The sequence below is a fragment of the Hymenobacter lucidus genome, assembly GCF_020447265.1.
GTDB lineage: Bacteria > Bacteroidota > Bacteroidia > Cytophagales > Hymenobacteraceae > Hymenobacter > Hymenobacter lucidus.
On sequence record NZ_JAJADR010000006.1, the window covers coordinates 346,499 to 366,013 of the forward strand.

At 63.0% G+C, this 19,515-nt stretch carries 16 protein-coding genes; 6 read left to right on the top strand and 10 right to left on the bottom strand.

The window, feature by feature from the left end:
* Positions 1-112 precede the first annotated feature (112 nt).
* The 3 genes from LGH74_RS19830 to LGH74_RS19840 form a co-directional block, all read right to left on the bottom strand.
* Positions 113-1,072, bottom strand: a complete 960-nt coding sequence (locus LGH74_RS19830; protein WP_226178567.1) for a glycosyltransferase family 2 protein — start codon at positions 1,070-1,072, stop codon at positions 113-115.
* An 8-nt stretch (positions 1,073-1,080) separates the two neighbouring features.
* The gene (locus LGH74_RS19835; protein ID WP_226178570.1) at positions 1,081-2,382 is read right to left on the bottom strand and encodes an MATE family efflux transporter; all 1,302 of its coding nucleotides are present in this window, start codon (positions 2,380-2,382) and stop codon (positions 1,081-1,083) included.
* 276 nt (positions 2,383-2,658) lie between these two features.
* Complete coding sequence (locus tag LGH74_RS19840) at positions 2,659-3,660, bottom strand: hypothetical protein (protein WP_226178574.1); 1,002 nt, start codon at positions 3,658-3,660, stop codon at positions 2,659-2,661.
* Positions 3,661-3,804: 144 nt separating this feature from the next.
* Between LGH74_RS19840 and LGH74_RS19845 the strand changes: the two genes are divergently transcribed.
* Positions 3,805-4,713 carry a hypothetical protein gene (locus LGH74_RS19845; protein WP_226178577.1) on the top strand — a complete coding sequence of 303 codons (909 nt, stop codon included), beginning with the start codon at positions 3,805-3,807 and terminating at the stop codon, positions 4,711-4,713.
* 181 nt (positions 4,714-4,894) lie between these two features.
* Here LGH74_RS19845 and LGH74_RS19850 read toward each other — a convergent pair whose 3' ends face one another.
* Entirely contained in the window at positions 4,895-6,448 is a 1,554-nt protein-coding gene (locus LGH74_RS19850) for a carboxylesterase/lipase family protein (RefSeq protein WP_226178580.1), read from the bottom strand.
* 210 nt (positions 6,449-6,658) lie between these two features.
* Between LGH74_RS19850 and corA the strand changes: the two genes are divergently transcribed.
* Complete coding sequence (gene corA, locus LGH74_RS19855; protein WP_226178583.1) at positions 6,659-7,861, top strand: magnesium/cobalt transporter CorA; 1,203 nt, start codon at positions 6,659-6,661, stop codon at positions 7,859-7,861.
* A 240-nt stretch (positions 7,862-8,101) separates the two neighbouring features.
* Here the strand turns inward: corA and LGH74_RS19860 are convergent, their stop codons facing one another.
* Together LGH74_RS19860 and LGH74_RS19865 are read right to left on the bottom strand one after the other, a co-directional pair.
* Positions 8,102-10,837, bottom strand: a complete 2,736-nt coding sequence (locus tag LGH74_RS19860; protein ID WP_226178586.1) for a PQQ-binding-like beta-propeller repeat protein — start codon at positions 10,835-10,837, stop codon at positions 8,102-8,104.
* A gap of 39 nt (positions 10,838-10,876) precedes the next feature.
* Positions 10,877-11,389, bottom strand: coding sequence for a hypothetical protein (locus LGH74_RS19865; RefSeq protein WP_226178588.1), 513 nt, complete (start codon positions 11,387-11,389; stop codon positions 10,877-10,879).
* A gap of 222 nt (positions 11,390-11,611) precedes the next feature.
* On the opposite strand from LGH74_RS19865, the gene LGH74_RS19870 reads away from it, so the two are divergent.
* Positions 11,612-12,178, top strand: a complete 567-nt coding sequence (locus LGH74_RS19870) for a hypothetical protein (RefSeq protein ID WP_226178591.1) — start codon at positions 11,612-11,614, stop codon at positions 12,176-12,178.
* Between the two features lie 55 nt (positions 12,179-12,233).
* Positions 12,234-12,794, top strand: coding sequence for a hypothetical protein (locus LGH74_RS19875; RefSeq protein WP_226178606.1), 561 nt, complete (start codon positions 12,234-12,236; stop codon positions 12,792-12,794).
* 95 nt (positions 12,795-12,889) lie between these two features.
* Here the strand turns inward: LGH74_RS19875 and LGH74_RS19880 are convergent, their stop codons facing one another.
* On the bottom strand, positions 12,890-13,822 hold the full coding sequence (locus LGH74_RS19880; protein WP_226178609.1) for a hypothetical protein: 933 nt from the start codon (positions 13,820-13,822) through the stop codon (positions 12,890-12,892).
* A gap of 296 nt (positions 13,823-14,118) precedes the next feature.
* On the opposite strand from LGH74_RS19880, the gene LGH74_RS19885 reads away from it, so the two are divergent.
* Positions 14,119-15,591, top strand: a complete 1,473-nt coding sequence (locus LGH74_RS19885; RefSeq protein ID WP_226178612.1) for an APC family permease — start codon at positions 14,119-14,121, stop codon at positions 15,589-15,591.
* A 76-nt stretch (positions 15,592-15,667) separates the two neighbouring features.
* Here LGH74_RS19885 and LGH74_RS19890 read toward each other — a convergent pair whose 3' ends face one another.
* From LGH74_RS19890 to LGH74_RS19900, 3 genes are all read right to left on the bottom strand, one after another.
* Entirely contained in the window at positions 15,668-16,366 is a 699-nt protein-coding gene (locus LGH74_RS19890) for a carboxypeptidase-like regulatory domain-containing protein (protein ID WP_226178615.1), read from the bottom strand.
* Between the two features lie 384 nt (positions 16,367-16,750).
* The gene (locus LGH74_RS19895; RefSeq protein WP_226178618.1) at positions 16,751-17,128 is read right to left on the bottom strand and encodes a hypothetical protein; all 378 of its coding nucleotides are present in this window, start codon (positions 17,126-17,128) and stop codon (positions 16,751-16,753) included.
* 66 nt (positions 17,129-17,194) lie between these two features.
* Positions 17,195-17,959 (bottom strand): DUF547 domain-containing protein, encoded by a 765-nt coding sequence (locus tag LGH74_RS19900; RefSeq protein ID WP_226178621.1) that lies wholly within the window; start codon positions 17,957-17,959, stop codon positions 17,195-17,197.
* A gap of 152 nt (positions 17,960-18,111) precedes the next feature.
* On the opposite strand from LGH74_RS19900, the gene LGH74_RS19905 reads away from it, so the two are divergent.
* The gene (locus LGH74_RS19905; RefSeq protein ID WP_226178624.1) at positions 18,112-19,437 is read left to right on the top strand and encodes an NAD(P)/FAD-dependent oxidoreductase; all 1,326 of its coding nucleotides are present in this window, start codon (positions 18,112-18,114) and stop codon (positions 19,435-19,437) included.
* Positions 19,438-19,515: the final 78 nt, after the last annotated feature.

Below are 19,515 nucleotides of genomic sequence, written 5' to 3' on the forward strand. Positions count from 1 at the left end.
GCAAACCGGCCGTAGTTTGCCTGCTTTTTCTCAATTCCGCAAAGACAGTCTTATCGACATAAAAACCTGTAAAACAAATTTATACTAGCCCAACTTTAAAGCCCTGCTGTTTCTAGCGACGCAGCCTGGCGTAGAGGGCCAGGGCGCGGTCCAGGGGGCGGGCGGCCTGGGTGGCGCGCAGCAGGTCGTACAAGTCCTGGGCCTCGCGGTAGTTGCCCCAGCGCACGGCCTGCCGCAGCTCCCAGCGCAGGCGCACGGCCAGGGCAGCCCGCTCGGTGGGCGTGCGGCACAGAGCCAAGGCCTTGCGGCATACCCGGATGGTAGAGGCCAGAAACGGGTCGTTGGGCTGGTAGCCACGCCGCGACATAGAGGCCGGGTGCAGCCGCTTTTGGGTCGTTACCTCATCCTGAAAGTAGAAGCGAAAGTCGCGGGCGGCGCGCACCCAGAAGTCGAAGTCCTCGTAGGCCAGGGTTTCGTCGTAGCCCTGCAGCTGTTCGAGCACGGAGCAGCGCATCATCATGGTGGGCGTGCTGATGAAGTAGCGGCTGAGCACGTCGGCAAAGACGAAGCCCGAGGCGGGGCGCGGGTGCAGCTGCCCCTGCGCGTCGCGGCGGTAGTGGCGGCGCACCAACTGGGAGGCTTCGTCGATTAGCTCAGCATCGGAATAGACCACGCCGTAGTTGGGCGCCAGCTGCTGGAAGCAGGCCACCTGCCGGGCTACCCGCGCGGGCAGCAGCACGTCGTCGGTGGCAAAGTCGATGAAAAACTCGCCCCGCCCCTGCCGGAAGGCCTGATTGAAGGCGCGGCAGTTGCCGATGTTGTCATCCAGAAAAATGGTTTGCCAGGTAGGATGCGCGGCGGCGTATTGCGCCAGCATCGTTCGGCTGCCATCGGTGCTAGCATCATCTACCAGTATCACCTCAATGTTAGGGTAGGTCTGGGCCAGGATGGAATTCAGGGCTTCGGCCAGAAACGGCGCGTGGTTATAACACAGTGCCACGATGGTTACCAGCGGCGCAGCAGCGGCGGGAGGAGTATCTTGGTGCGGGCCGGTGGCGGTGGAGTGTTGCATAGGAGCGGTTAACGCCAGTAGGGCCGAAAATAAACGAGGCAGCCCAGCAGCAGGATGCCGAAGCGGGCGGCGTGGGCCAGGGGCGCGCCCAGCAGGCCGTAGCGAGGCAGCAGCACGGCCAGCAGCACGGCATACAGTGCCGCCGAGCCGGCCTGCACCGCTACGTAGCGCCCCACCTGGGCTTTGGCCATGAGCAGAAACAGGAAGGTCCAGGTCAGGAACTTGGCCCAGTCGCCGAGGAACTGTGGGGCCAGCAGCCCGCGGGCGGCGGCAAACTGCGGGGCGAAGAGCAGCGGCAGCAGCCAGTCGCGCAGCCCAAATAGCACCGCCAGCCCCAGGGCCAGCCCGGGCGCCAGCACCAGCAGCACGGTGCGCACGTAGCCACGCAATGCCTTGGGCTGCCCCACCAGCGCCGCCAGCCGGGGGTAGTACACGCTGCCCATCACGGCCGAAAATACCATCGTGTAATTGTCGGAGAGCTTGGCCACGGCCTGCCAGAGCCCGGTTTGGCCCAGGCTGAAATAGCGGATCAGCACGTCGCGCATTACGAAGTCCACGGCTTTGCTGAAGAGCAGTACGCTGGCAGCCATCAGCAGAAACCGGCCCAGCTGGCGCACGGCCGGGCGGCTCACACGGCCCCGCAGCGGCTGCAGCAGGCCATACCGGGCGCAGAGGCCCAGCGTGGGCAGCAGCGTGGCACCCTGGGCCAGCAGGTAAGTCAGCAGCACATTCGCCACCGGCAGGCCCGCGTACAAAGCCGCCGCCACGCCTGCCACCCCGATGCCGCTCAGAATCCCGGTCAGCCACACGTAGGCCCGCAGCCGCCCGGCCGCCAGCAGCACCGCCACCCAGAAGGTATTGGCCGTGAGCAGCACGATGCCCAGCGCAAACAGCGCCACCCAGCCCACCGACGGCCCAAACACGCCTACCAACGACTGCCGGCCCAGCAGCAGCGCCGCCGTACCCAGGGCCAGGGCCAGGCCATTGAGCAGCAGCCCCGCGCCCAGCCAGGCCCGGTAGCGCCCCGAGCCAGCCCGCAGCGGGGCCAGGTATTTCACGATGCCGATGTGCACGCCGTCGTTGGGCAGCGTGGTAAAGAGGGCCATCAGGTTCTGGAAATGGGCCAGCAGCGTGAGGCCGCCGGGGCCGCCGTACACGGCCAGCAGCTTGTTGAGCAGCAGCGCCCCGGCCGTGCGCGCGCCCACGGCCAGCCCCGAGCTGAATGCGCCCCGCAGGAAACGGCCCACGCCGCTACCGCCGGCTACGGGCGCGGCCAGGGAAGGCGTTTCGGAAGAGTCGTCGGGCTGCATAAGAAGCAAAAGTAGCGGATGTACGGGCGCGGGCCACGCCCGAATGATGGCGCAAGGCCTGTTTGGATGCTTGCCACCGGTAGGCAAGGCCTGCTAGGCCATCAGCAGCGTATTCCCACCGGTGGCAAGGCACCAATGTCTGCCTCGGAACCTCTTGCCACCGGTGGTAAAGCTCTAATGTGTGCGTCGGAAGCTTTTGCCACCGGTGGCAAGGCCCTAATGTCTGCCTAAGAAGCTCTTGCCACCGGTGGCAAGGCGCCGCCAACGGGACTATGCCTACCCCTCGAACGTGAGCTTGAGGCTGGGCACGCCGCCGAGGTGGCGCTTGAACTGTAGCAGCGACTGGTTGAGACCCTCGGGCAGCGTGGAGGTACCCAGGTCCAGCAGCTGTTGCCCGTTGGCCCGCCCAAAGGCGTGCAGCCCCTCGTTGAGCAGCACCACCGGGCTGTAGGTGTTGTAGGCCAGCGGACTGGCCGGATAAAAGTTGTAGAGCACCCCGCTACTGACCCGAATGGCAATGGTGAGGGCGGCCCAGTCGCCGGAAGGAGCGCGCACCGAGAACAGGAAGTGGTCCTGGGGAAACTGCGTGAACAGCTCCTGCAGCCGCTCCAGGCTCAGCGAGAGGCTCTGGCCCTTCTCCTGCCGGCAGCGGCTCAGAAACTCGTAGGCCAGGGGCAGGTACAGCGGCGTTTCCTGCTCCACCACGAAGCCCTGCTGCTGGCACTTGCGCAGCCGCCGCCGCTCCGAGGGATGAAGCCGCGCCCGGAAGTCCTGGGCCAGCGGCAGGTGGTTGTTGATTTCGGCCAGCGCCACCTCGTAGCCCAACTGCTGCAGGGCGTGGGCCAGCTTGGTGCTGCCGGCCGGGTCGTAGGCGAAGGGGTAGCTGCGCAGCCGCAGCCGCAGCCACCCCCGGGCGGCCAGCTGGGCCTGCACCAGCCGCAGAAAAGCCAGCAGCACCGCCGTCGGCAGGCATTCGGCCAGCTGCACCGCGCCAAACGGCGCCTGCCAGGGGCTCTGCGCCAGGCCGTTGCCCGCCTCGCCGAAGATGTGTAGCTGGGCCACGGTGCGCTGGCCGGGCTGGTCTTCGAGGTAGAACGTGAGCAGCTCGCCCGTGTGGCGCTGCAGGCGCAGGTGGGCCGGCCGCAGGTACAGAAACGGCTCAAAAGCCAGCGGCAGCGTGGGTTCGGCGGCCTGGCCGGCGGGGCCCACGTGCAGCCGCACTCCATACTGGCTGCCGTCGGGGGGCAAGGGCAGCAAATGGACGGACTCAGCGGGCATGCGGAAAATAAAAAGGCGACGGACGGGGGCAACAGCGGCGAAAGTACAAGTAAAATCGGGGCGCAGGCGGCAAACCACGCGGCAGAGTCGTATTTTTGCGGCCCTTTTGGCGTTTCCTACCCGTTTATTTCCTTCCCACCCCGCATGCTCGCTCTGCTTTTATCGGTACTCTGTTCGGTTACCATCGTTTTCATCTTCAAATACTTCTCCCGCTTCGGCGTCGATACGTTTCAGGCCCTGATTGTAAACTACATCACCTGTGTAGTAGTGGGCTGGCTGGCCTCGGGCGCCCCTTCCCTAGCACCGGTGTGGGCGGGTGGGCCCTGGCTGGGCGCGGCCGTGGCCCTGGGTGGCCTCTTTATCGGCACGTTTTACCTGGTGGCCCTCACGGCCCAGCGCGTGGGCGTAAGTGCCGCCTCGGTGGCCAATAAAATGTCGCTGATTCTGCCCGTGCTCTTCAACCTGCTGGTGCTGCGCCTCTCGCAGCGGCCCTACACCTTCATCAACTACGCGGGCATGGCGCTGGCCCTGCTGGCTATTCTGCTCACGGCCCTGCCCCGCCGCTCGGCCACCGATGCCGACGGGGCCAAGCCCGGCGCGGGCTGGTGGCTGCCGCTGGTGCTGTTCGTGTCCAGCGGTGCCGGCGACTCCCTGCTCAACTTTGCCAGCTCCACGCTGCTGCCCGATGCCGCTACCCGCACCCTGTTTCCGCTCGTGACCTTTGGCACGGCCGGGGCCATCGGCCTGCTGCTCTTGCTGAGCCGGGTGGCGAAGGGGGGGCAGCAGTTTGCCGGCAAAAACGTGCTGGCCGGCATCATCTTGGGCATTCCCAACTACTTCTCCATCTTCTTCCTGATCAAAGCCCTGGGCAACTTCGGCAACGACGGCGCTTTCGTGTACCCCGTAGCCAACGTGGCCACTATCCTGCTCGGGGCCGTGGGCGCGGCCTTCCTGTTCCGGGAGCAGCTTGGGGCCCGGGGCCGCTTGGGCCTGGCCACCGCCATAGTAGCCCTCATGCTGATTTCCTACCAGGAAATCGTGGCCGCGTTTTAAGCGCTGAAGCTGTGTAAAGCGGAAGCCCGCCTGAGACTTGCTCAGGCGGGCTTCCGCTTTTTCTACCAAACGATGTAAAGACGCAACCTTGCGTCTTCGTAGTTGAACGAGGGGAAACATGCCTAAATAACACCATCAGCAACGATTGAGACGCAACTATGCGTCTCTACAGCTTGCTGGCCTACTGTAGCTCCAGCAGCTGCTTATCGTGGTTCTGGCGCAGCTCGCAGGTGGTGTCGAAAATCATGGTGGCGGTGGTGCCGGGGGCGTAGGGTTTCCAGGTGGGCAGGCCTTGGTGACTGGGGTTGCCGGTGCGGGCAAAGCTCACCCAGGCCTGACTCACCTTCTCGGCCAGGGCCGCCGCTTCGGGCCCGCCGCCGGTCATGCCCGCGCACCGCTCGGTGTTATTGAACACGAAGGGCAGCTCTAGGCAGTGAAACGACTGCATGCGCCCCTGCAACACCGGCGACTGCCAGGCAAACAGGTAGCAGTACACCGGAGCCGCCTTGGCGCGGTGGTTGGCCAGCAGTATCACCGAGGTGCGCACGTCCACGTCCATCAGGTCGAGAGGGCGGGTGGCGGCGGGGTAAGCTTTGCGCACGGCTTTGATATAGGCGTCGGTTTTGTTGCCGTACTTCTCGGCCAGAATCTGGCGGGCTTCGGCCTCCGTTTGCGGGCCGGCAAAGCCCGGGTTGTGGAAGGCCGCCACGGCTTCGTTTTTGGTGGAACCAATGAGCAGCGGCACGCGCCGGGCCACAGCCAGCGCCTCTTCCGAGAGTGGCTGAAAGAGAATAAAGTCACCGTCACGCGAGGGAGCCCAGTCGATGCCGAAGCGGCCGAGCTGGCGGTTTACCTGCTCCAGGGCCCGGGTGCTGGCCGCTTGCAGCCGCTCGTAAGGCATCGTGCGCAGCGAATCGACTTGGCCGGGCTGTAGCCCCAGCTCTTTCAGCAGGGCCAGGCCTACGAGCTGACTGTCTTCGGCTTTGTTGTAGCGCAGGTGGGCCCCACTCTGAATAATGGCCTTGTGAAACAGACCCTTGGCCGAAGGCGCCACCAGCAGCGCGCCCACCTTGCCCCCGCCGCCCGACTGCCCAAACACCGTCACGTTGCCGGCATCACCGCCGAAGCGGCCGATGTTGCCCCGCACCCACTCCAGCGCCGCCACGATGTCCATCATGCCCACGTTGCCCGAGGCCTTGTACTTGGGCCCGCAAGCCGCCAGGTTCAGGAAGCCCAGCACGTTGAGCCGGTGGTTGAGGCTGACGACCACCACGTCGCCGCTGCGGCTCAGGTTTTCGCCGTCGTAGGCGGGCAGCTCCCGGTCGGAGCCCGATACGAAGCTGCCCCCGTGCAGCCACACCATCACCGGGCGCTTTTTGCCATCATTCACGCCCGGCGTCCAGATGTTGAGTTGGGTGCAGTCTTCGCCGGGCGTGCCGGCTTGGCTCTGGAATACGGCCGACAGCTCAGTGCTGCCGGGGGAGGAAGCTTCCTGGGGGCATACCGGGCCGTAGGCCAGGGCGCTGCGCACTCCTTGCCAGGTGTTGGGCTTTTGCGGGGGCATAAACCGCTCCGTCTGGGCGTAGGGAATGCCTTTGTAGGTAACAATGCCGCCCTGCACGTAGCCCTGCACCCGCCCGTACTCCGTGGCTACCACGGCCGCAGCCAGGTTCTGGGCCGGGGCCGCGAAGGTCCGTAGCGCGGCTATCAGTAGCAAGCAAGCGTATTTGAGCATAGTTTACCGGTGGTTATCAGCGCCGGAATATGCATAGAAATTAATATAAAGTTGGGCCGGCCAGGTCCGGAATGGGGCACCGGGCTGGCGGGGCTACCTTTGCCGGCTCCGCCCCACACGGCACCGTGGCTAAAGACACTTGCCTTCCTAAGCCAGCAAACGCTTTGCCCCCTTGCCTACGTACAAGCCCTGCGCTCCTACTCCACACACATGACGGCCGTTACTTCTACTTCCAACCTTCCCACTGCCGAACCCACCACAGCAGAAACGGAGCCCGAAGCCCCGCGCTCCGGCATTTCCGATAGGGCGGCCACCCAGCAGGCCCGCGAGCAGCAGGTGGGCCTGCGGCCCGGCACGCTCACCATCCGGGAAGGCTCCCTGAAACCGCGCCTGTTTCTGATTTCCTACGACAAGTCGTTTTTCGAGGAAAAGGAATACACTCGCTACGACGATATGCTGGCCTATTTCCGGGCCAACGAGCACCTCAAGCACTGGATTGACGTACGCGGCTACAACGACCTGGAGCTGATGCAGCGCATCATGCAGGATTTTCAGATTCACCCGCTGCACATGGAAGACGTGCTCGGCGACTACCAACGGGCCAAGGTAGACGTGTTCGACGACGACCGGTTGTTTCTGGTCTCGCGCATGACGGATTTCACTTCGCTGCTCGAAATTGACGACGACCAGCTTTCCCTGGTGACGGGCGACAATTTCGTGCTTTCATTTCAGGACGATTACGACGACTGCCTCGACGCGGTGCGCAACCGCCTGCGCTCGGGCTTCAGCATGATTCGGCACAAAACCCCGATCTACCTGGCCTACGCCCTCACCGACGTGGTGCTCGACCACTACTACCCCACCATGGCCGCCATCGGCGACTATATCGAGGTTTTAGAAGACCGGATTTTCAACGGCCGGCCCAACCGCCACCTGCTCAGCCGCATCCTGCAGATGAAGAAGGATATCGTGCGCTTCCGGCGGCTGGTATATCCCGAGCGGGAGAAGATTGCCGAGATTCTGCGCATGCCCGAAAACGTGGTGCCGGAAGACACCAAAGTCTTCTTCAAGGACTGCTACGACCACGCCATTCAGGCCATGGACTTGGCCGAGAGCTACCGTGAATCCATCAGCAGCCTGATGGACCTCTACCTCTCCGACCAGAGCAACCGCATGAACGAAGTAATGAAAGTGCTGACCATCATCAGCAGCATTTTCATCCCGCTCAGCTTCGTGGTGGGCCTCTACGGCATGAATTTCCAGCGGGAAAAGCCCGACGGTACCATCAATCACCTCAACATGCCGGAGCTCTACGAGCCTTGGGGCTACCCTGCCCTGCTGGGCCTGCTGGCCCTCATCGTCGCCGGCCAGCTCATCTATTTCTACCGCAAAGGCTGGCTCACGAATCGGTGATTGGTTGGTTGTTACAGAAAGAACGCCATTCCGAGCGAAGTCGAGGAATCTCGCGTGGCGTCGTTGTTTAGCCTGTCGTCCAGAGCCCTGCGACGCACCTGCCTTGCTTGCCCCATTACAGCTAGTACCAACATGACAAAGCCCTTTTCCAGCGGATGGAAAAGGGCTTTGTGCATTCAATGACGTTTGCTCACTCAGGCGAGAAAGGCCCTTCGCAGGGCTCAGAATGACAGTTCCCAATCAATTCATCTTCACGGCTGTGCGCCGCAGCTCGTTACCGATGACGCGGTAGAGTTGGTAGGTATTGCTACCGGGGTCGTAGTTGAGGCCCACGGTGGGCGTGCTGCTGTCGAAGGGCTGGCCGCCCACCAATCGGCCCTGGGTGTCGTAGATGTAGGCCTTGTGCGGGCCGGGCTCGGTAAGCACGTAGGCGCTGCGGCCCAGGCCGAAGTTGAGGTACTGCACCGATTTGGGGCCCGACGTGACGAAGCGCTGACTGAGCAGCGGGCGGCCCGTGGGGTCAAATAAGCTCAGCTGCCCGCCCTCTTCGCGAGCCACCACGTAGCCGCGCTGGTTCTGGTCAGGAATGAGCTGAAACACCGAGCTGCGGCTCCAGGTAGCTACCCGGCTCCGGGCCACCACGTCGCCACTCAGGTTGAAGCTTACCCGCTCGCCGTGCTGCGTTACCACCGTGAGGCGGGCGCGGCGCAGCGTGGGGCCGTTTTCGACGAAAGCGCCCGAGCTCAGCCGTGCCCCCATGCTGATCGGGAAGCCCGGATACACGCTGCCCTGCTCGTCGTAGGCATAGATATAGCCGTTGTTGAGCAGCACCACTATTACGTCGCGCCCCCCTACAACGAGGTAGTGCGGCGGCGCGGCCAGTCCGAAGTCCATGCGCTTGGGCTGCCAGCCTGGGTACGCGCGGCCGTTAGTATCATACAAAAACAGGTTGCTGCCGCCCCCGCCCACCAGCAGCCGCGGGGCCAGCCGCCCGCTTACCGGCGACACGGTCAGGGACGTGGCCTGCACGCTGTCGGGCAGGTTCAGGGGGAAGTTGGGCTGTTCCCGGCCACTTTCGTCGAGCAGGTGCACCCGCGTGGGCGTGGCAAACAGGTAACCGCTGCCCGTGCCCACCGGGATGCGCCGGATGGGGCTGATGAGCGGCCCAGTCAGCGAATCGGACCAGGCCACCACGTTGTCGGGCGTCACGTAGTGGAGCACCTGCTGGGTATCCTGCACCAGCACGCCCGGAATACGCGCCCCGTTTACCGGCACCAGGGTAGGCACGCTGGTCAGCGGAGTTTTGAACGCCAGGGCGCCGCCCGTGCCATTGGCCGACTGCGGCTTGGCCACGGCCGGCCCGATGGCCGGGTGGCGCAGCACGAGCTGGGTGAAATACTGCGCCCCGGGCTCGGCCTCATTGACGGCGGGCACAAACTGCAGGGCAATCTGGGGAAAGCGCTGAAACAGGGTTTCATTGCGCAGCAGGCCCGCGCGGCGCTCCTCGGCTAGGGCCCGCAGCAGCACGTTCCAGCTATTGTGCGTGTCAATCAGCACCCGCATGCGGGCCAGGGGCTGGGTTTCCTGCAGAAAGGCTACCTGTGTAGGCGAGCGGCTCCATACTTCGCCAGCCGCCACATCGGTCAGCCAGACTTTCAGGGCCGCGGCATCTTCGGCAAAGGCCACGTAGTTGCCGACCTGGGCCACATACGGGGTGCCAAAGCCAGTGAACATGGAACCTAGCAGCCGGGCAGGCAGCTCGGAGCTCCCGGTTTGGTAAATCTGGTAGGGCCCCACCCGCTCGAAGGCCGGACTAACCCCATTGAGGCGGCGCAGCTGGCCGAGCAGGGTGGCGGTTTTCAGCGGGGCCGCACAATACGCCAAAGCCAGCCGGGCCGGCCGGATGCGAGCCGAAGGCGTAGCCAGAATGCACAGCGCCGCTTCCTCACGCAGCCCGGCAGCCAGACTATCAATTAGCGGAGCGGCTTGCTGGCTGAGCGAATCGGTAGCGACGGGCCGGGCCGGGCGCAGCACCTGCACCGGCCCCAGCCCCAGGTGCACCAGCACGGCCGTACGCAACGAGAGCACCTCGGCCATGCGCAGGCGCTGGGCGGGCTGCCGGTGCAGGCGCTGCTGCAGAGCATCACGGGCCGTTTCGGGGTTAGCAAAGCCGTTGAAAACGACCTTATTGCCCGCCAGCTTCATTTCAAACTGCCCGTTGCGCGCCAGGCTGGTCACGGCCGCGAAGCCCGGCTGCGACTCATTCCGGAAAAACACGCCCAGAAACTGCGGCAGGCGCCGGTAGTTGATCAGCAGGGTGGCATCCACATCCTTAAGCTGCAGGAAATCGGTGCTTTGAAAGTCGGCGGCTACGGAAGGCAGCCCGGGGTGCTGCAGACGCTGCACCACGCCCTCCACCAGCCCGGCGTTGGCACTCAGGATAAGGTGGTTGCGGTAATTAAAGAACGTGACGCCCTCCTGCGTGGCCCGCTCCCGAATGTCGGTCAGCTCCTCGCCCTGGTAGTCGCGGCGGCTGACCTGGTAGCGCGGGTCGCGGCCGAGACCATCGACCAGGGTGCGCACCTGCCGGTATTCGCGCACGCTCCCGATAGGCACCTGAAACAGTACGTCGAAGGTTTTGGGCCCGGTTACGTGCACCGAAGTCAGCACCTTTTTCGTCCCGAGAAATTGCAGCACGGCCGTGCGGGCCCCCGTGATGCTGTCGACCAGGGCCACGTGCTCTTCCACCTGCTGGAAATAGCGCACCGCCGTCAGGTTGTCCCAGAGCTGGGTTTCCTTGAGGTGACGCACCAGCGTGGCATGGTCGCGGGTGGCTACTACGAACACGGCATCGTCGGGCACCAGCGCCCAGGGGTCGACGGGCACGCTGGCCACGGCGCGGCGGTAATACACGTAGGAGCCGAGGGCCGAAACCAGCAGCAGGCCTATCAGAAACACCAGGAGCTTTTGCGACATTACGCGGTGGCGGGGAGGAGATGCGGGCGGCAAAAGTAGCTATTTGGCACCCAACTGCTTCAACCGGGCCCGGGCGGGCTGCACCCGGACCCGCACGGCGTTGCTCTCCAGACTCGCGCGGGGCACGCGCCGCAACCGCGCTTCGGTAGCCGGCACGTCCAGGGGCTCGTGGCTGCCACCGGTCCATTCCAGCGGCTGGGTAGGCATTGTCGAATACTGAAACGTGATTTCGTAGGTGCCCGCCGGCAACAGCGGATACAGCGTCGGCAGCTGAACCGTGGATTGCGCCTGTTTGTACAAGGGGTCGAAGCTGGCCCCGGGCAGCAGCGTTATAAAGTCGGTGGAGTCGATGCCGGCTACCTGGGCGCAGCGGTAGGACGGGGCCGGCAGCCGGGCCGGGGTGAGCTGGCGCGCCACAAAATAAGCTTCCGGCGCGCGCCAGGGCACATCGGAGCCTTCCAGGGCGTACACCAGCGTCAGGGCCGAATCGGCTTTGTTCTGAATATTCACCCGAAAGAGAATGGGCTCGTCGTCGTAAAATTCAGTTTGCACCAGTTCAATTGTGCAGGCCAGCCGGCCGGTCGGCAGCAGGGTCCGCCCGGGTTGCTGACTTACTGCCAAGCGAGATATCAACGTAGTAAGCAGTAGTAGAAATAACCCGCGAAACAGCATTAGCAAGCAGTACTAGAAATAATGGGCCAGATCAGGCCCTCTGGGCTGCGGCTGGTTTGAATACGAATCGTATCTTCGACAAGATACACTCTTTCGCGCTCCATGCTTCGTCGTTGGCTTCTGCTCCTTGTGCCCGCCCTGCTGTGCGCGGCCTGCTTTCAGATTCGGGAGCCGGAGCCCGCCGATGCCGCCAGTGACTGGATTACGCCCACCCAGATTGATTTGCTGCTGCTCAACTTCACGGCCGCCGTGCAGCGCCCCAACGTGACCAACTACGAGCGGTGCTTCAGTGGCCCTGCCTACCGCTTCGTGCCCGACCCCACGGCCGCCGGCACGGCCGCTTCGCTCTTTGCCAACTGGAGCGTGAGCGAGGAGCGGGACTATTTCACCAGCCTGCGCCGCCGCACCGCCACCAACGCCACCAACCAACTGGTGCTCAGCAACCGCCGCGACCAGCTCTTCACGGCCGATTCGGCGGAGGTGTCGGCGCTGTACCAGTTGCGCATTGCCCAGCAGGACACGGCTTTTCGGCCCACGGTGCTCGAAGGCAACATCCGGCTGCTGGTGCGGCGGCGCAACAACGAGTGGAAAATAGCCGGCTGGCGCGACCAGCGCACCTCGGCCCAGGCCACCTGGACCGATCTGAAAAAATATTTTATTACGCATTAACTTCCGACCTTCCGGACGCTGCGGCTCCATTCCTCTCTCCCACTGCCCTGTGCGTATGCTGTCGTCCTGGCTGACATCGGCTTTTTCTTCGCCGGCCGCCTGCTTCCGGAGCGGGCTGCTGGCCGTAGGCGGCGCATGGGTGCTGGCCGCCTGCAACCCATTTGCCCCGGCCCTGGACGACGTACCCACCGACCCCAACCAGCTGCTGGGCAACCCCGTAACGGTGCGCGGCTTTTTCGAGCGGTTCCGGGCCAGCTACCAATTGCGCGACTCTACACTCTACGGGCAACTGCTCGACCGGCGCTTCACCTTTACTTTCCGCGACTTTGCCAACAACGTGGACCGCTCCTGGAACCGCGACGTGGAAGTGAATACCACCTACCGTCTGTTCCGGGCCTCGCGCACTGCCAACCTGCAGTGGACGCAGTACCTGCCCACCTCCGACACCGCCTTTTCCGACACGCTGGCCTATGTGGAGCGCGCCTTCAGTCTCACCATCGAGCAGCGCGACAACCAGACCTTTACCGGCGCCGGTAGTGCCCGCCTGGTGCTGGTGCGCAAAAACCGCACGGACCCGTGGCGCATGCGCAGCTGGTACGACCGGAGCGAGTTCTGAAGCTCTCCAAACCAACGAAAGCGGCGATACCAGGCACCAAAAAGCCGGAACACTTGCGTGCTCCGGCTTTTTTCCAATGCTTACCGTTTAGTAATCTAGCGCTTCACGCACACATAGATATAGTCACCACCGGCACCCTTGTTGAGGTCGACGCCTACTCGCTCCCAGCCGGCTGGGGGCTGCTGGGCCTGATTGCGGCTGGAAAGCACGCCTACTTCCCGAATCGGGGCCCCGAAGCTGGTTTCGCGGGCGGCATACGCAAAAATATAGTCGCCACCGGCCCCGCTGTTCAGATCCAACTGGCTGTCGTAGGTATTAAAGGTGTTCGTGGTAGCATTGTACTGCCCGTACCAGATCGGCTGGTGCTGATCGGGCCAGCTGCCGGGTTGGCCGAAGCTCCGGGTCAGAATGCTTACCCGCGTGAGCGGGCTGCTGCCATAGTCGCCCTGCCGGGTGAAAGTCAGGTAGATATAGTCGCCACCCGCTCCTTTATTCAAGTCCGAGTTCAGTCGGATATGTCCTGGATACAGCCAGCTCGAATTACTGTCAGTTACCAGTTTCAGGTCCAGAATATAATTACTGGGGTAATATGGGCTTGCCCCCAGATTTTCGCTGGTAACAAAGGTGTAGGGCGGCGGGTAGTAGCCACCGCCACCGCCGCACCCGTCGCAGGGCTCGTCGGGCTGCACGTATTTCGACTCCACGGTGCCGCCAGTGCCGCTGCCAGCCTTCAGAGCCACTTCCCGCTTGGGCCGCACGATACGGGCGCGCCCGTTGCTGATGACCCGGGTTTCTTTGCTCACATACTGGCCAAAAGCATCGACGCGCTTACCGGCTTCGACTTCCGTGATAAACTGCTGCCAATTGAGGGTTTGGGCCGTTTCGCTAATGCCACGGGCGTTTTGAGCGGTGGCAGAAGCTGAGCTGGGCGCAATGTCCTGCGTGTCTTCTTTGCTGCAGCTCAGCAGGCTGCCTAAAGCGCCCAGAGCCAGGGCCGTGATACCAAATCGAAGTGTTGAAAATTGCATAACAGGTGAATAAGGATTAGAAAAAAGTGAACAAACGAATGGAGGCCAGCACCACTAATAAGCTGCGAATAGAAGCCTGCTGGACTGTTTTACTTACCGATGAATCAAATGTAGGCGCACTGCCACGGCTGACAAGAATAGTACACTAACGGGTTGTTTGGCAGGACCAAACCCGGGTTGAACTACACGCAGCATTTTGCGCCGGCAGCTTGGGCCACCCAGGCGCATGGTCGGGCTTTACCAAGCGGGGCTTTTCTTTTCTATCTTCCGGCCCTCAAAATTCAGAACCCTGCTTTATGCCCGAACAACAAGGCCACTTTAAGCGCGCCATTACCCTCTTCGACGCCATTATGCTGGTCACCGGCAGCATGATTGGCTCCGGTATCTTTATCGTGTCGGCCAACATTGCGCGGCAGGTCGGCAGTGCGGGCTGGCTGTTGGTAGTGTGGCTACTCACCGGTTTCATCACCATGGCCGGGGCCATCAGCTACGGCGAGCTGGCTTCCATGTTCCCGAAAGTAGGCGGGCAGTACGTGTACCTGCGCGAAGCTTTCGGCCGCCTCACGGCCTTTTTGTATGGCTGGACGCTGTTTCTCGTCATTCAAACCGGCGTTATTGCCGCCGTGGCCGTGGCCTTTGCCAAGTTTACCGGCGTGCTCATCCCGTGGTTCAGCGTCAAAAACCTGCTGTTTTCCATCGGGCCCTTCGATTTCAGTAGCGTGCAGCTGCTGGCCATTATACTGATTGTGGTCATCACGGCCATCAACGCCCGCGGGGTGCAGGCCGGCAAGCTGATTCAGAACGTGCTGGGCAGCACCAAGCTCATTGCCCTGGCCCTACTCATCATTCTGGGTGTGGCCTTCGGCATCAACTCGGAGGCTATTCAGGCCAACTTCCACGACCTGTGGACGTCCACCCGCCACGCGGCACCCGGCATTACGGCCGCTACCACGCCCATCAACGGCTCGGCGTTGCTCATTGCCATCGGCATGGCCATGTCGGGCTCCCTGTTTTCGTCCGACTCTTGGAACAACATCGGCTTCGCCGGCGAGGAAATTCAGAACCCGGAACGCACCCTGGTGCGCAGCATGGCCATCGGCACGGCCATCGTCACGGCCCTCTACATCCTGATCAACATTGTATACCTACTGGTGTTGCCTCTAGAAGGCTCGCCCGAGGCTACCACCATTGCCGGCCGGGGCATCATGTACGCCACCGACGACCGGGTAGCCACCGCCGTGGCCGAATCGGTGCTGGGGCCGGCGGGAGCCTACGTGCTGGCTGTGCTCATCATGCTGAGCACGTTTGGCGCCAACAACGGTATTATTCTGAGTGGGGCGCGGGCCTACTTTGCCATGGCTAAAGACGGCCTGTTCTTCCCCGGCTTGGCCCAGCTCAACCGCGCCGGCGTGCCGGGCCGGGCGCTGTGGGTGCAGTGCCTGTGGGCCTGCCTGCTGTGCCTGAGCGGCTCCTACGGCCAGCTACTCGACTACGTCATGTTCTCCGTTATCCTGTTCTACGTCGTCACCATCATCGGCATTTTCGTGCTGCGCCGCACCCGCCCCGATGCTCCCCGGCCCTACCGCGCCTGGGGCTACCCGGTGCTGCCGCTGCTGTACGTGGTGCTGTCGTCCACGTTCTGCATCATTCTGCTCATTGCCCCCGACACGGCCGAATTTTCCCGCCGGGGCCTGCTGCTGGTAGCCGTGGGCGTGCCGGTGTACTTCCTGTTTGGGAAGCGCTTTGCCAACAAGCAGCCGGCGGAATAAGACGACTCAAGCCAACAAAAAGCCCTGCCGTTTTCACGGCAGGGCTTTTTGTTGGGCAATAAACCAGACTGGGCTACTACCGGCGGCGGCGCTTCCCACCTTCCGAGGGCGTCAGCGTCACGTTGAGGGGCTGCCCGCCCTTGGCGCGCATTTCCTGGTCCTGGTAGCCGCCGTAGCCATACACCAGCGTGTTGTCGCCGGCTGGTACTTCCAATGTGTAGTTGCCGTTGGCATCGGTGCCGGTGCCTTTGCGCGAGCCTTTCACCAGCACGGTAGCACCCGCCAGTGGCCGGCCGTTCTCGTCCAGAATCCGGCCTGACAGCGTCACGGTTGATGGCTCAACGGGGGCGGCCGGGGCAGCCAAGGCTTCGGGCTCGGGGGCGGCTTCGGGCTGGGCGGCCTCGGTAGTGGCAACAGGCTGCGCCGCTACTGTAGCGGTAGCGGCCATGGGGCGGGCCACGGGCCGGGCGGCCACGGTGGCCGTAGTGGCGGCGGTAGCAGCGGCGTCTGCGGCTTCATCGGCGGGCTTCTCTTCGTCTACGGGGCGGCTGCCGGTTACGGTAGCATCGCCGAGTACCACGGAAGGCATCACGCTGGCAATAGCCGATTTGGCCGTTTTGGCGGGTACGAAAGCGTAGCCCAGGCCAGCAAAGAGAACTATGGCGCCCACAATTATTGCCAGTCGGCCATTGCCGGACGACAAGTCTTCTTCCTCACTGTTCAGCAGTTCGGCGTCGTCGGTTTCAGGCTCATTGGAGGGGGTAGAAGTGCTCATAGATGTGAAAATGGTGGGTTAAAGAGGATGATCAGTTAGCCGAAGTCAATGCAGCCAGCCAAGCCGCTAGGAGGCGCTTTTAGTTGCAGCGTTAATTCGGGTTTCTAAAGATATAGAAATACTCTTTCACGGTCCTAACATTTGCGTAACCTAAACGCAGCAGCTTCCGTAGTGCCAGGTCCTTGTCAAACCGCTTTCTTATAGAGCCATACCACTTTGACAAAGGTCAAGCAGCTGGGCTCGGTAGTACCGCATCAACGCTAGCCAAGCACCAATGGAACCTATGCGGCCGTCGTCCGCCACCCAGCTTCTGCGGTAACCGACAGGCACAAAAAAAGCCTCGTACCGCACGGCACGAGGCTTTTTTACCGTCTAAGCACGAGGTTAGTCGCGGGGGGTGCGGGCGGGGCCGCTGGGCTCTTTCTCGCCGAACTTCTGCTCCCGGGTGCGCAGGTCCATGTCTTTTTCTACGCTGCCCTCCATTTCGAAGCCCGGGCCCTGGGCCTGCTCGCCAGCATTGGTGTGGTCGTTGGCGCCGTAGGGCGTCAGGTCGTCGCCGCCAATGTGCAGGTTTTCGAGCTGGTCTTTCTGGTCGCTACGCTGGGTGTAGCCGTTGGGGCCCACGTTGCGGTGCGCGGAGGGGTCGTCGCCCGATTTGCCGTTGCTTTCGCCGGCTTTGTATTCCTTTTCGTTTTCCAGCCGCTCGTTTTTGCTGAATTGAGTGCCTTCGGTGAGATTCTTGTTTTCGTTATCGGTAGCCATAGTCTTGGGTGCTAAGGTTGATGGTGGGTATGTGCATACTTACGCACCACGGGCGCCGAAGTTGGCTTACCGGCTGCCATCGTTCAGGGCCCAGTTGTAGTCGTAGTAGCCAATAACGAAGCTGGCCGGAATGGGCTGCTCGCCCCGAAATTGGTTGATATAGGCCACCGTGGATTTGCCGGTAGCCTTAAAATCGGCCTCGTACCAGTGGAAAATCTCCGACAGGAGCACTTTTTTCGTGCTGTTGTCTACCCGGATAAACTGCGAATTCTGGAGCACGCGCCGGGCCTGGGTTGTAAGCTGCGCCTCCACCGTAGTCGGGGCGTAAGCCTCGGGGCTCAGCTGCGGGCAGCCTTGGGCGGCGCACACCAGGGCAAAATGCACCCGCGGGTCGTTGTAGGGCTTGCGGAGCTTGTTGGTTTCTAGCTCATTCAGCGTCATTTGCTCCCCGGCTACCAACCGTTGCTGCTTGTCGAAAAAGCCCGGCAGCTTCATCACCGAGGTTAGCGGATACTTTTCGACCACGGCTCCAATTACCAGCAGGTTGTAGGCATTCAGGTAAAACGCCTTCTGCCCGGCCGCCGGCAGCATCTGCGTCTTCATCGTCCGGACCTGCTCCAGCAGGCCCTTTAGCGCGGCCGGCCGGCTTTTGATGGCGCGGTAGTTCACGTTGCCTTCCGGGCCCACGTACTGCCGCAGAAACCCGTTGGCGGCGGCTACGAAGGAATTTATATCCGGCGCGGCGGGCCGGGCCTGGGCAACGGCCGCACTATTGCCCGTTAGAATAAGAAGGGCCAACGCCAGCCCGGCAACGCGCATAAATCCAAACATGGACGAAAAAAGTAAGTTTAGGGAGCAATGGGTAGGCCTGCTGGCAAACCTGACGCCACAAACGTAACAGCCCGGTGGCCGGATTGTGCGGCCGGGCGGCTACATTTGATTCCGGCCGCTTTTTCTCCCGCTTTCCGCGCCTTTCCCTTCCTATGCGCCTTCTCATTATCGGCAACGGCATTACCGGCGTCACGGCGGCCCTCACCGTGCGCCGCCTGCAGCCCGAGGCCCAGATTACCCTGGTGTCCGACGAGAGCGAGCAGCACTACTCGCGCACGGCGCTGATGTACGTGTACATGGGCCATATGCGCCAGCAGGATATTCGGCCCTACGACGACTGGTTCTGGCCGGAAAACCGTCTGACGCTCCTCCACGCCACCGCCACCAGCCTCGATACGCAAGCCCGGCAGGTAACACTCAGTAACGGGCAGCAACTGCCCTACGACAAGTTGCTGCTGGCTACCGGCTCAGTAAGCCGGCTCACTGGCTGGCCTGGCCGGGAGCTGCGCGGCGTACAGGGCCTCTACGGCCTGCCCGACCTGGCCCGCATGGAGCAGGATACCCACGGTATCAAGCAGGCGGTAGTAGTCGGCGGCGGCCTGATTGGGGTGGAGTTGGCCGAAATGCTCCACTCCCGCGGTATCGGCGTTACCGTGCTGGTGCGCGACGCGCACTACTGGGGCTCAGTGCTGCCCGCGGCCGAGGCCCGGCTGGTGCAGCAGCAGTTCGAGCACCACGGCATAACGGTACGATACCTCACCGAGCTGGCCGAAATCGTGGGGAATGCGGCGGGGCGGGTGCAGGCCGTGCGCACCACCGCCGGCGAGGAGCTGGCCTGCCAGTGGGTGGGCCTGGCCACGGGCGTGACGCCCAACCTGGCGCTGGCGCAAACCTCGGCGGTGGAAACTGACCGGGGAATACTGGTGGACGAGCAGCTGCAAACCAACGTGCCCGATGTGTATGCCGCGGGCGACTGTGCCCAGTTTCGCCAGCCCGGCCGCGGTGAAGTACCCATCGAGCAGCTCTGGTACACGGGCCGGATGCAGGGCGAAACGGTAGCCCATACGCTGTGCGGTACACCCACCGCCTACCGGCGCGGGGTATGGTTCAACTCAGCCAAGTTTTTTCACCTCGAATACCAGACCTACGGCCGCGTGCCGGTCCAGCCCGAAACCGGCACCGACAGCTTCTATTGGGAGCACCCCGGTGGCCGCCACGCCCTGCGCCTCAACTTCAACAGCGCGCCCGGCCACGCCGTAACGGGCTTCAATGCCCTGGGCCTACGCCTGCGCCACGCCGTGTGCGAACAGTGGATCAGCAACCAGACGCCTGTGCGGGAAGTAGTAGCTACGCTGGGAGCCGCTAACTTTGACCCGGAATTTTACCGCCAGCACGAGGCCGACATCGTCCGGCGCTTCAACCAGCAGTTTCCGCAGCACGCGGCCGTTTTGCAGCGCCGCAAGGGCCTTTGGGGTTGATTCAGGGTTTGCGGGTGAGTGGTTTTTGCCCATTCGCTGTTCCTACTCCGGCACCGGAAACCACCGCCCGCCACTATT

Coding starts and splice junctions, on each gene's coding strand:
- LGH74_RS19830 (WP_226178567.1), bottom strand. CDS start 1,072: ATGCAACACTCCACCGCCACCGGCCCGCACCAAGATACTCCTCCCGCC.
- LGH74_RS19835 (WP_226178570.1), bottom strand. CDS start 2,382: ATGCAGCCCGACGACTCTTCCGAAACGCCTTCCCTGGCCGCGCCCGTA.
- LGH74_RS19840 (WP_226178574.1), bottom strand. CDS start 3,660: ATGCCCGCTGAGTCCGTCCATTTGCTGCCCTTGCCCCCCGACGGCAGC.
- LGH74_RS19845 (WP_226178577.1), top strand. CDS start 3,805: ATGCTCGCTCTGCTTTTATCGGTACTCTGTTCGGTTACCATCGTTTTC.
- LGH74_RS19850 (WP_226178580.1), bottom strand. CDS start 6,448: ATGCTCAAATACGCTTGCTTGCTACTGATAGCCGCGCTACGGACCTTC.
- corA (WP_226178583.1), top strand. CDS start 6,659: ATGACGGCCGTTACTTCTACTTCCAACCTTCCCACTGCCGAACCCACC.
- LGH74_RS19860 (WP_226178586.1), bottom strand. CDS start 10,837: ATGTCGCAAAAGCTCCTGGTGTTTCTGATAGGCCTGCTGCTGGTTTCG.
- LGH74_RS19870 (WP_226178591.1), top strand. CDS start 11,612: ATGCTTCGTCGTTGGCTTCTGCTCCTTGTGCCCGCCCTGCTGTGCGCG.
- LGH74_RS19875 (WP_226178606.1), top strand. CDS start 12,234: ATGCTGTCGTCCTGGCTGACATCGGCTTTTTCTTCGCCGGCCGCCTGC.
- LGH74_RS19880 (WP_226178609.1), bottom strand. CDS start 13,822: ATGCAATTTTCAACACTTCGATTTGGTATCACGGCCCTGGCTCTGGGC.
- LGH74_RS19885 (WP_226178612.1), top strand. CDS start 14,119: ATGCCCGAACAACAAGGCCACTTTAAGCGCGCCATTACCCTCTTCGAC.
- LGH74_RS19890 (WP_226178615.1), bottom strand. CDS start 16,366: ATGAGCACTTCTACCCCCTCCAATGAGCCTGAAACCGACGACGCCGAA.
- LGH74_RS19895 (WP_226178618.1), bottom strand. CDS start 17,128: ATGGCTACCGATAACGAAAACAAGAATCTCACCGAAGGCACTCAATTC.
- LGH74_RS19900 (WP_226178621.1), bottom strand. CDS start 17,959: ATGTTTGGATTTATGCGCGTTGCCGGGCTGGCGTTGGCCCTTCTTATT.
- LGH74_RS19905 (WP_226178624.1), top strand. CDS start 18,112: ATGCGCCTTCTCATTATCGGCAACGGCATTACCGGCGTCACGGCGGCC.